10 protein-coding genes are annotated in these 9,605 nt (G+C 72.2%); 3 read left to right on the top strand and 7 right to left on the bottom strand.

What is annotated here, in order from left to right:
• Nucleotides 1–62 precede the first annotated feature (62 nt).
• Nucleotides 63–515, top strand: coding sequence for a universal stress protein (locus ACZ44S_RS25880; protein ID WP_466932959.1), 453 nt, complete (start codon nucleotides 63–65; stop codon nucleotides 513–515).
• 69 nt (nucleotides 516–584) lie between these two features.
• Here the strand turns inward: ACZ44S_RS25880 and ACZ44S_RS25885 are convergent, their stop codons facing one another.
• Nucleotides 585–1,307: an FAD binding domain-containing protein gene (locus ACZ44S_RS25885; protein WP_466932961.1), complete on the bottom strand. Its 723-nt coding sequence runs from the start codon at nucleotides 1,305–1,307 to the stop codon at nucleotides 585–587.
• A gap of 230 nt (nucleotides 1,308–1,537) precedes the next feature.
• On the opposite strand from ACZ44S_RS25885, the gene ACZ44S_RS25890 reads away from it, so the two are divergent.
• Nucleotides 1,538–2,275: a D-Ala-D-Ala carboxypeptidase family metallohydrolase gene (locus tag ACZ44S_RS25890; protein ID WP_466932962.1), complete on the top strand. Its 738-nt coding sequence runs from the start codon at nucleotides 1,538–1,540 to the stop codon at nucleotides 2,273–2,275.
• 80 nt (nucleotides 2,276–2,355) lie between these two features.
• On the opposite strand, the gene ACZ44S_RS25895 is transcribed toward ACZ44S_RS25890, so the two are convergent.
• The 4 genes from ACZ44S_RS25895 to ACZ44S_RS25910 form a co-directional block, all read right to left on the bottom strand.
• Nucleotides 2,356–3,807, bottom strand: a complete 1,452-nt coding sequence (locus ACZ44S_RS25895; RefSeq protein ID WP_466932964.1) for a WGR domain-containing protein — start codon at nucleotides 3,805–3,807, stop codon at nucleotides 2,356–2,358.
• An 86-nt stretch (nucleotides 3,808–3,893) separates the two neighbouring features.
• Nucleotides 3,894–4,445, bottom strand: a complete 552-nt coding sequence (locus tag ACZ44S_RS25900; RefSeq protein ID WP_190162940.1) for a tellurite resistance TerB family protein — start codon at nucleotides 4,443–4,445, stop codon at nucleotides 3,894–3,896.
• A 200-nt stretch (nucleotides 4,446–4,645) separates the two neighbouring features.
• Nucleotides 4,646–5,881, bottom strand: a complete 1,236-nt coding sequence (locus ACZ44S_RS25905) for a lectin (protein ID WP_466932966.1) — start codon at nucleotides 5,879–5,881, stop codon at nucleotides 4,646–4,648.
• A 163-nt stretch (nucleotides 5,882–6,044) separates the two neighbouring features.
• On the bottom strand, nucleotides 6,045–6,401 hold the full coding sequence (locus ACZ44S_RS25910) for a hypothetical protein (RefSeq protein ID WP_466932967.1): 357 nt from the start codon (nucleotides 6,399–6,401) through the stop codon (nucleotides 6,045–6,047).
• Nucleotides 6,402–7,167: 766 nt separating this feature from the next.
• Between ACZ44S_RS25910 and ACZ44S_RS25915 the strand changes: the two genes are divergently transcribed.
• Nucleotides 7,168–7,590 carry a DUF350 domain-containing protein gene (locus ACZ44S_RS25915; RefSeq protein ID WP_466932970.1) on the top strand — a complete coding sequence of 141 codons (423 nt, stop codon included), beginning with the start codon at nucleotides 7,168–7,170 and terminating at the stop codon, nucleotides 7,588–7,590.
• A gap of 158 nt (nucleotides 7,591–7,748) precedes the next feature.
• Here the strand turns inward: ACZ44S_RS25915 and ACZ44S_RS25920 are convergent, their stop codons facing one another.
• The gene (locus tag ACZ44S_RS25920; protein WP_466933200.1) at nucleotides 7,749–8,156 is read right to left on the bottom strand and encodes a hypothetical protein; all 408 of its coding nucleotides are present in this window, start codon (nucleotides 8,154–8,156) and stop codon (nucleotides 7,749–7,751) included.
• A gap of 145 nt (nucleotides 8,157–8,301) precedes the next feature.
• Nucleotides 8,302–9,267: a YihY/virulence factor BrkB family protein gene (locus tag ACZ44S_RS25925; RefSeq protein WP_190162934.1), complete on the bottom strand. Its 966-nt coding sequence runs from the start codon at nucleotides 9,265–9,267 to the stop codon at nucleotides 8,302–8,304.
• Between the last annotated feature and the right edge of the window lie 338 nt (nucleotides 9,268–9,605).

Below are 9,605 nucleotides of genomic sequence, written 5' to 3' on the forward strand. Positions count from 1 at the left end.
CGGCTGTCACCGGGCCGGGCGGCGCAGCAGAGACCGAACAACGACGGGTGGGTGAGGTAGGCATGCAATCCACAGAACCGGCACCGCGGGTGGTCGTGGGCGTGGACGGATCACCGGCCTCGTACGAGGCGTTGCGCTGGGCCGTGCGGTATGCGCGGGCGATGGGCGCGGTGGTGGAGGCCGTGCACGCCTGGGAGACCCCGTCGTCCACGGGGTGGGCCGGCCCCGTGATCGAACCGGATTTCGACGCGGAGCAGGCCCGGGAGCGGTTCGCCGAGGCGCTGAGCACCGCGTTCCCCGGCGAGCGGCCCGCCGAGCTGCGCGAACGGCTGGTCGAGGGCGATCCCTCGGAGGTGCTGATCCGGGCCTCCGAGGGTGCGGAGCTGCTGGTGGTGGGCCACCGCGGACGAGGCGGGTTCGCGCGGGCGATGCTGGGCTCGGTCAGCCAGCGCTGCGCCCAGCACGCGTCGTGCCCGGTCGTCGTGGTGCGGCACCGGCAGGACGCGCAGGGCTGATCCCACCCGCCCGAGGACGGCGGTCACCCGGGCGCACCGGGTGACCCGCTTCCGTGTGCACGCCCCGTTTCAGCGGTCCGCGGGGCCGCCCAGGATTCCGGTCACCTCCCGGCGTACCGCTTCTCGCGCCTCGGCGGGCAGTGACGCCAGGCCGGTGCCGTCCAGGGCCTCGAGGGCCCGGTCGGGCCCGGTGTGGCAGGGAACGGTCTCGCTGATCACGTCGTAGCCGTCCCGGACGGCAACGAAGAGGCGGTGCCGGCCGTCGCTCCCGGTGTGCACGGCGGTGGCGACGACGAGGGGCGGCGGTCCGCCCGCTTCGCCGGGCGCCTTGTAGTACCCGCTGGTCACCGGGTCTCGCCAGCGCAGGCCGAGCAGCAGATGCCGTTTGGCCACCACTTCGGCGAGGTCGGTCTCGTAGGTGCCCTCCCGGTCCAGCACGGTCGCCCGGGCGTCCAGGACCAGCGCCGCGGGCAGCAGACAGCGCAGCGTGCTGCCCACGATGTTGCCGCCGACGGTGGCCGTCCGTCGCACGGCACCGGTGCCCACGGTGGAGGCGGCCCGGCGCAGCACGTCCGGCACGCGGTCGTCGACCTGGTGCAGCAGGACCGCGGCGCCCAGCGCCTCACGTTCCGTCAGGGTGGCCTCCGGCAGCTTGCGCAGCGACATCGCCTGCTCGGGAAAGCCGTCGCGCTGCCAGAGGGCCCAGACGAGTGTGGCGCCGCCGACGGGCACCGCCCCTTCGGCCAGACACTGCTGTGCTTCGGACAGGGATGTGGGCATACGCAACAGCACGACGGGCGACCTGCTTTCCTCAACAGGGGCGGAAAACCGAGGACTTACCGGGGCGATCACGGGCACTGCATTGTCGGCACGGAGCCGGGGGCGCGTACAGGGCTCACGGTGTGGCGGTGTGCGCCCGTGCGGCGGGACCATTGCGCCGAGTCGGGTACGTGCTCCATGGTTGACGCGCGTCACATGGCCCCTCACTCAGCTGAACCACATGTCCCGGAAGCGGAGATCGCATGTTCGGACGCTGTGTACGAATCCTTCTGTCGGTTGTCATACTCATGGCTGGACTGGCGGCGGGCACCGTCGCCACCGCAGGAACCGCGCACGCCGACGGCTGCTACACATGGACCCGCACCCTGTCGCAGGGCGCCTCGGGCGCCGATGTCACCCAGCTCCAGATCCGGCTCGGCGGCTACCCGGGCCACGGCTCGGTGCTGGCCGTGGACGGCGACTTCGGGCCCGCCACGGCGGCCGCGCTCAAGCGGTTCCAGTCCGCCTACGGCCTGGCCGCGGACGGCGTGGCCGGTCCTCAGACCTACAGCAAGCTGTACGCCCTCCAGGACGACGACTGCACGCCGGTCCACTTCTCCTACGCCGAGCTCAACCGCTGCAACTCCGCATGGTCGGGCGGCGCGGTCGGCGCCGCGACGGCCAAGTCCAACGCGCTGCGGACGATGTGGAAGCTGGAGGCCCTGCGGCACGCGCTCGGCGACGAGCCGATCCGGGTCACCAGCGGCTTCCGCTCCCACGCCTGCAACGACGCGGTGGGCGGGGCGAGCGGCAGCCGCCATCTGTACGGCGACGCGGCCGACCTGGGCGCGGGGCCGCACTCCTTGTGCACCCTGGCCAGGCAGGCCCGCAATCACGGCTTCCGCGGCATTCTCGGCCCCGGCTATCCGGGACACGACGACCACACCCATGTCGACCACCGCGCCAGTCGCTACTGGTCCGCGCCGACCTGCGGCATCTGAGCCGGCGCCGGCCGCTCGGAAGGTTCCCCGGCCCCACTCCGGGGAACCCCGGGGGCGGGCCCGGCCTGCGCCGGCGACGCTCAGAGCAGCCGGCGGATCTCGCCCCGCACGCGGTAGAAGCCGCCGGCCGCCGGGTGCAGCGCGTCCACGACGTAGCGCGCGCCGGGCTCCCGTATCGCGCGCGGGAACTGGACGTTCCACGACCCGTCGTAGCCCTCGGACACCACATGGACGCGCAGGCGCCCGTCGTGCTGCACGCACTCGACGACCACGGCACCGGAGGGCGGCTGGGCGACGGTGGCCACCGCGGTCGCGGTCGTGGCGGGTGCGTAGGTCGGCAGGGCCGCGGCGAGCTTGACGTCGCGCGCCACCGGCACCGAGCCCTGCTGGGCCGCGGAGACCGCCGCCTCGCTCGCGTCCACGCAGACCAGCGAGCCGTCCGTGGTCACCAGGTACAGGCGCTCGTCCCGGTACTGCATCGACAGCGCCGATCCGCCGCCCGTGCCGAGCTTCCACAGGCGGGTGCCGTCCCGGTCGAAGCAGTAGACGGACGACGACGCGTCCCCGGCGAAGACGAACCGTCCGCCGGGCGCGGTCGCGCACGAGTACACGGCGCTGTCGCAGGCGTAGGTGGCCTCGATGGTGCCGGTCGCCTTCGACAGCCGCTGCACCACCCGGTGCGCCGTCCCCGCGTAGACGGTGTCGTCCTCCTGCCAGCCGAACAACACACCGCCGCGGGTGGGCGTGTGCCACAACTCGCCGCTGCCGTCGGGCGCGTAGGCCGTGACTCCCCGGTGGTGGCCGTGGTAGACGGCCCGGTCGTCGGCGCGGACCATCCAGGCGTGGTCGCCCTGGCTGCGACGGGTCCACTGGTGCTCGTCCTCGTGGTCGATGACGGTGAGCCGGCCCTCGCGGTCCGAGACGTCGAGAACGCCCTCGTGGATGTCCAGCCAGAAGATGTCGACGTCGGCCGCGATGTCGTAGGCGGCGAACGGCAGCTTCGAGGACAGGTCGTAGACCCTGCCGTCGTCACAGCCCGCGTAGATCCAGAAGTCGTCCGCCACCAGGCACTTCACGCCGTCCGGCAGACTGAAGCGGGCCAGTACGTTGCCCTCGTGGTCCAGGGTGTAGACGTCGCCGGACTGGTTGCCGACCCAGCAGCGGTCGTCGTCGACATGGATGCCGAACGCCGAGGAGCCCGTGCCGAACCGCCACAGCACGGGGGCCACGGCGCGCGCGGTGGACGGGGCCGAGGTCACCTGACGCCGGGTCACCGCGCGTGGGGCCCGCTGTCCGGGCACGGCCGGCGCATAGCCCTTGCGGACCTTCTCCCCCACCTTCTTCGCGGCGGCGGCCTGGGCCTTCGCCGCCGAGGCGAACGTCGTCGTCTGGATCTGCCCCGCCGCGCCGATCCGGCCGTAGCGCACCGTCACCATCTGGCCCGCGACGGTCACTTCGTAGAACTTGTGCGCGCCGCCGCCCTCCTGCGACAGCTCCAGATACGTCGTCGACACCGTTGCCCCGGCAGACATGGCACACCCCTCCCCACGGGCCCGCGGCCGCTCCGGCGGGCCCACTGATCACACCGTAGGGGGCGCCTCTGACAACGGAGCCGCCGTCAGACGCCGAACTCCTGCGGCGGGAGACCGAGGGCCACGCAGGCGTCGCGGACGGCGTACTGCTCCGAGGCGTCGAAGCTGCCGTCGGCGCCGGCGACGACCATGCCCGTCTGCACGACGGCCCGCGCCTCGACCGGCTTCTTCGCCGCCTTGGCGATGTCCTCCAGCGCCCGCGCCTTGCCCTGCTCGAAGTTGGCCGTGAGCCGGTCCACGTGTTCGTTGAACCGCTTGCGGAGCTGGTCCGGCGGGAAGTTCTGCAGCACCTCGTTGGAGACGATCAGTTCCTCCACCCGCTGCCGCTCCGAGGGGTCGACCCGGCCGTCCGCCGCCGCGACCAGCGCGCACATCGCCATGCTCGCGTCCCGGTAGGCGCCGCTCTTGAGCTCCGCCTTGGCGGACGCGAGCTGGGACTTGAACAGTCCCAGCAGCTGGGCCTTGGAGCCGCCGGACGAGGACGAGCCGTGCCCCGGCTGCCGTGCGCCTCCCGCTCGTGCCCCCTGGGACTGCTGGAGCGTCCTGGCCTGGTCCTTGAGCCGGTCCCACATCGCCATTCGGTGCCACCTCGGTTTCTGTCGCGGTCCGTCCGGTCCTGGTCGCCGGTCCCGGATCTTTCGTCCGTCCGGTCAAACGGACGCGGCCCCGACCGTGTTCCCGCAGGGCAAAAGAAAAGCAAAACGCGCCCCACGGGCATGCCGCCGCCCCGGGCCCGACGGTCCGGGGGCGGCGGTCCTGCAGGGTGTCCGGTGCCGGCTCAGCCCACCGTCCACTTCTGGTTCGCCGCGCCCGTACAGGTCCAGATCTGCAGCCGGGTACCGTTGGCCGCGTTGTTTCCGGCCACGTCCAGGCACTTGTCGGCCTGTGGGTTGACGATGTCCCGCGCCCCGGTGACGACCCATTTCTGGGCCGCCGTGCCGTTGCAGTCCCACAGCTGGACCGGTGTACCGTCCGCGGTGCCGCCCGAGGCGACGTCCAGACACTTGCCGAGCGCCCGGATCGTGCCGTCGGAGCCCACCGTCCACCGCTGGGCGGAGGTGCCGTTGCAGTCGTAGAGCTGCACGGGGGTGCCGTTGGCCGTGTTCGCCCCGGCCACGTCCACGCACTTGCCGGCCAGCCCGCGGATCGCGCCGCCGGTCGAGGAGTCACTGGTCGTCACCGAGACGTGGTCCACGAGGAGTTGCTGCGGGAAGACGGTCGAGCCGTCCGGGTCACCGGGCCAGTAGCCGCCCACCGCCAGGTTGAGGATCAGGAAGAAGGGCTTGTTGAACACCCACTGCCTGCCACCCAGGTCGGCCGGGGTGCGCCGCTGGTAGACGTTCCCGTCCACGGACCAGGTGATCGAGTCCGGCGCCCAGTCGACGGCGAAGGTGTGGAAGGCGTCCGCGAAGGCCTGCTCGCCCGGCAGGGTGTAGCCGGCGCCGATGCCGCCGGAGCCCGAGTAGCCGGGGCCGTGGATCGTGCCGTGCACGGTGGAGGGCTCGAAGCCCACGTTCTCCATGATGTCGATCTCGCCCGAGTCGGGCCAGTTGACGGGCGTGCCCAGCATCCAGAACGCCGGCCACATGCCCTGCCCGCGCGGGATCTTCATCCGCGCCTCGATGTGCCCGTACTGCGCGGTGAATCTGCCCGCGGTGTTGAGCCGGGCCGAGGTGTACTGGCAGGTGCCGTACCAGCACTGGTAGTTGGCCGGGTTCTCCTTCCGGGCCGTGATGACGAGGTGGCCCTGGCCGTCCAGCGCGGCGTTGCTGTTGCCGGAGGTGTAGTACTGCCGCTCGTGGTTGTTGACGTTGTCGCCGGTCTCGATCTGCCACTTCGAGGAGTCGACGGCCGCACCGGCGGGTCCGTCGAAGGTGTCCGAGAACGTCACGGCCGCCGCGGCGTCGGCGCCGGCCGGTTCGGCCTGGGCGGTCGTTCCGGCCGCACCGGATGCGACGAGTACGGCGGACAGGGCGGCGATCAGCCATCTGCGGCGGGTGCGCGGAGAGAACATGGCTCTCCCTTCCGTACGGCGACCCGAGTGCACGGGTGCGCCGACCGAGGTTGTGGGGGTTGAATGCGCAACCACTTGATTTAAGGGATGAGATAACAGGCCGTCAAGACCCTGGTACAGACCAGGATGGGCCGACGCGCGGACGACGGCCCCGGACCCTGCTTCAGGCCGTGGTGCCCCACGAGGTCCGGTGCGCGCAGCCGGGGTCGTGTGCGGTGGCGCACGACGTCCACCAGCGTTCGCAGCACGCGGCCTCCACCTCCGCCTGTGCGAGCGCCGCGGCCGCCGCGTCCCGCCAGGCCGCCCGGCGGCCCTCCCGCTCACGCAGGACGGCGACGGCGCGCCGCTCCTCGGCGATGACCGTCTCGCGGACCACACCCACCACGGGCGCCAGGGCGGCGACGGCCATGGCGAGACTCGTCCACACGGGCACGGTGCCCCAGGTGCGCACGGTGCAGAAGGAGAGCCAAAGGGCCACGGCGACGTACAGGACGGTGAGAGCGCGGCTGCCCCTGCTCATGGCTCGTTCCCCTTCCCGTTCCCTCCGATGGACTTCTGATGCCCCGGATGTGCGCCGGCATGACAGGCCGACGGAACTCTCCATCAAGTCCCTTTGTTTCAATTTGAGTTGTCACCCTCCGGCGTCCCCTTGCGTCACACTGCGCCGAGGGGACCGGACCGTGGGGAGAGCGGGGGCGGGGCATGGTCGCGCACTGACCGGTCGTCGCCGCGGTGGCGGGGACACTGCTGGTGGTGGGGTGCACGGGCGGGACGGAGGAGGGAGCCGGTGCCGGGAAGCCGTCCGGGTCGCAGCGGAACACCCGGCACTCCCGGTCCCGGCGCGTCGTCACCGGCCGCCGTCGCCGAGGAGCCGTACACCCCGCCTGAGGACCGGGCTCCGCGGACCCGGGCCGAGGCGGTCGCCTTCGTCCGCGGACTCGGCGTACAGCCCGACTACTTCGGCGCCGGATTCCGCGTCCACCGGCCGCACGAGAGCGATCCGTCGCGGTGGGCCGTACTGGGCGAGGACTGTCCGCGGCGCCGTGAGCCGCTGCCGGACCATGTACTGGCCGGTGTCACCCGGGCGTTCGTCCTAGGACACGGACCGGGACGGCGGGGCGTTCCTCTACCGGGTCACCGGCGGCGCCCGCTTCGTCGCACTCGCGGACGACATCGGCCGGGAGGCGTGACGGGGCGCCCGGCCTGGACGTCGAACGGGTGCGCTACATTTTGCACGCCCTTGACCGCGATCATTCACGATCTCTCACGCTACGGACGGCACACCCTTGAGCGACATCGTCAACGGACTCGGCCGGGCCGCCGCCTACGGCGCACTCGGACTGGTTCTGCTGGTCCTCGGCATCGTCCTGGTGGACCTGCTGACGCCCGGGAAGCTCGGCCGGCAGATCTGGCAGGAGCGCAACCGCAACGCCTCCGTGGTCCTCAGCTCCTCGCTGCTCGGCATCGGCGGCATCGTGTTCACGTCGATCTGGACGACGTACGAGGACTTCGGCAAGGGGCTGGCGTCCACCGCGGTCTTCGGCGTGCTGGGCCTGGTGATGATGGCCGTGGCGTTCCTGGTGGTGGATCTGATCACTCCGGGGCGCCTGGGCGCCACGCTGGTGGAGTCCGAACCCCATCCCGCGGTCTGGGTGACGGCGTCCTGCAATCTCGCGGTGTCCGCGATCATCTCGGCGTCCATCGCCTGACGCCCGGCCTCATGCCCCGGGGCTCGGCGTCCCCCAGTGCCTCCAGGCGGAGAGGTCACCCGACGTGGCCGGGAAGATCCGGAACACCCGCGGGGAACCCCCATGGTTCAGCAGGAACCCAGGGATGCTCCGCTGCGGCGGCGTCCGCCCCTGCGCCCTCACGCCACCCGGGAGCGGGTCTGCGGCACGCCGCGCAGCGACGCCGGCTGGACCCGGGCGGCCGTACGGACGCGGTACGTCGTGCGGTTGGGGTCCACGACGGGCTCGCCGAGGGTGATCCGGCCGGCCGCGTGCAGCTCGTCGCACTCGGCGGTGGGCAGGGCCGCGTAGCAGCCGCCGGCGCCGGTGGTGGAGTCGAGGGGGCGCCAGTAGCTGTACCTGCGGCGGCCGTTCGCGTACACCGTGACGTAGGTGGGAGTACGAGGGTCGGCGATGATGCGCAGCGCGTCGGCGGCGGCACCCGAGGGACGTCCGTCCGGGACCGGGCGGACGGATGCCCTGGAGTGCCGGCGGCGGGAGGTCGGCAGGGCGACGAGGGGCGTCGTGCGGTCGACGGTGGAGAGCATCAGCAGGACCTTTCCGGAGCCGGACACGAGACCGTCTACCCAGCACCGCGCCGGAGTTGATCTCCTTTTCCGATCATTGTGCAACCTCACACCGACAACGCGGGCAGAGCTCACTCCGTTCCCGTGTCGGCGTGTCGCCCCCGGGTCAGCCGCCCGGGCCCGGATCCGGACGCACCGCGGCGTCGATGCCGGCACGCGCCGCTTCCAGCTGGGCCGCGAAGGCGATGCCGAGGAAGAGGGCGACGGCGGTGAGGTAGGCCCAGAGCAGCAGGGCGACGAAGGCGGTCAACGGCCCGTACAGCGCGCCGAACGCCCCGCTGCCCTCGACGTACAGCGCGAGCAGCCAGGTCGCGGCGACCCACAGCAGGAGATGGACCGCGGAGCCGAAGGCCAGCCAGGTGTAACCCGGCTGGGCGCGGCGGGGCGACCAGCGGAAGATCACCGCCGAGGCGACCCAGGCCAGCAGCAGCCCCACCGGCACGTCCAGCGCGCCCCACCACCCGGTGCCGCTGCCCCGTCCGGCCGCCACCTCGGTGACCGCACGGCTCACCGCGTCACCGGCGACGAGGACGACGAACCCGAGCACCATCGGCAGCCCCGCTGCGAGCGCGAGGAGGACGGCACGGCCGTACTTGCGGGGCAGGGGCCGGTCGCGTTCGATTCCGTAGATGCGGTTGGCGCCCCGCTCGATCTGGCCCATGGCGGAGGCGAGGTTGAGCACGGCGAAGCCGAGCCCGAGCCAGAGCGCCAGGATGCTCCCGAGGCCCTCGCCGGCGGTGCGACGGGTCCCGTCGAGGGCGTCCTCGACGACGTCCGCGCCGGCGCCCGGCACGATCCGGCCGAGGACGAGTTCCACGACACGGCCCACGCCCTCGGTGTGCACGGAGGTCGCGAGGCCCACCAGCGCCACGGTGAACGGCACGAGGCCCAGCACGACCTGGAAGGCGAGGGCCCGCGCGTTGGTGAAGCCGTCGGCGAAGCGGAAGCGGGCGACGGAGTCGGTCAGCAGACGCAGACCTCCGTAGTGCCGCAGCGCGGCGAACGCCTCGTCCCCGGAGAGCTCGTCCCCGATCATGTCGCGGGTCTGCGGGACGCGGACGACGGTTCCCATGCGCGGACCCTCCTGCCTGTGAGTGGCTTGTTCCCCTCACTGATCGCCCTTTTCGCTGCCGTCACACCTCTTGTAGTGACTCACAGGGCGTCCATAGGATCGCTGAACAGCACTACTGAAACGTTTCAAGCATCGTCTGTCAGGAACGATCAAGGGACGCAACATGGCTGAAGGATGGAAGCGCAGAGTCTTCCTGCAGGGAACGGTGGCCGCCGGGGTGGGCCTCGGGGGGGGGGGGGGGAGGGGAGGGGGGGGGGGGGGGGGGGCGGGGGGGGGGGGGGGGGGGGGGGGAGGGGTGGGGGGGGGGGGGGGGTGGGTCGTGACAGTCGCCCCAAACC

The organism is Streptomyces malachitofuscus (assembly GCF_055571035.1).

Coding starts and splice junctions, on each gene's coding strand:
- ACZ44S_RS25880 (WP_466932959.1), top strand. CDS start 63: ATGCAATCCACAGAACCGGCACCGCGGGTGGTCGTGGGCGTGGACGGA.
- ACZ44S_RS25890 (WP_466932962.1), top strand. CDS start 1,538: ATGTTCGGACGCTGTGTACGAATCCTTCTGTCGGTTGTCATACTCATG.
- ACZ44S_RS25895 (WP_466932964.1), bottom strand. CDS start 3,807: ATGTCTGCCGGGGCAACGGTGTCGACGACGTATCTGGAGCTGTCGCAG.
- ACZ44S_RS25900 (WP_190162940.1), bottom strand. CDS start 4,445: ATGGCGATGTGGGACCGGCTCAAGGACCAGGCCAGGACGCTCCAGCAG.
- ACZ44S_RS25905 (WP_466932966.1), bottom strand. CDS start 5,881: ATGTTCTCTCCGCGCACCCGCCGCAGATGGCTGATCGCCGCCCTGTCC.
- ACZ44S_RS25910 (WP_466932967.1), bottom strand. CDS start 6,401: ATGAGCAGGGGCAGCCGCGCTCTCACCGTCCTGTACGTCGCCGTGGCC.
- ACZ44S_RS25920 (WP_466933200.1), bottom strand. CDS start 8,156: ATGCTCTCCACCGTCGACCGCACGACGCCCCTCGTCGCCCTGCCGACC.
- ACZ44S_RS25925 (WP_190162934.1), bottom strand. CDS start 9,267: ATGGGAACCGTCGTCCGCGTCCCGCAGACCCGCGACATGATCGGGGAC.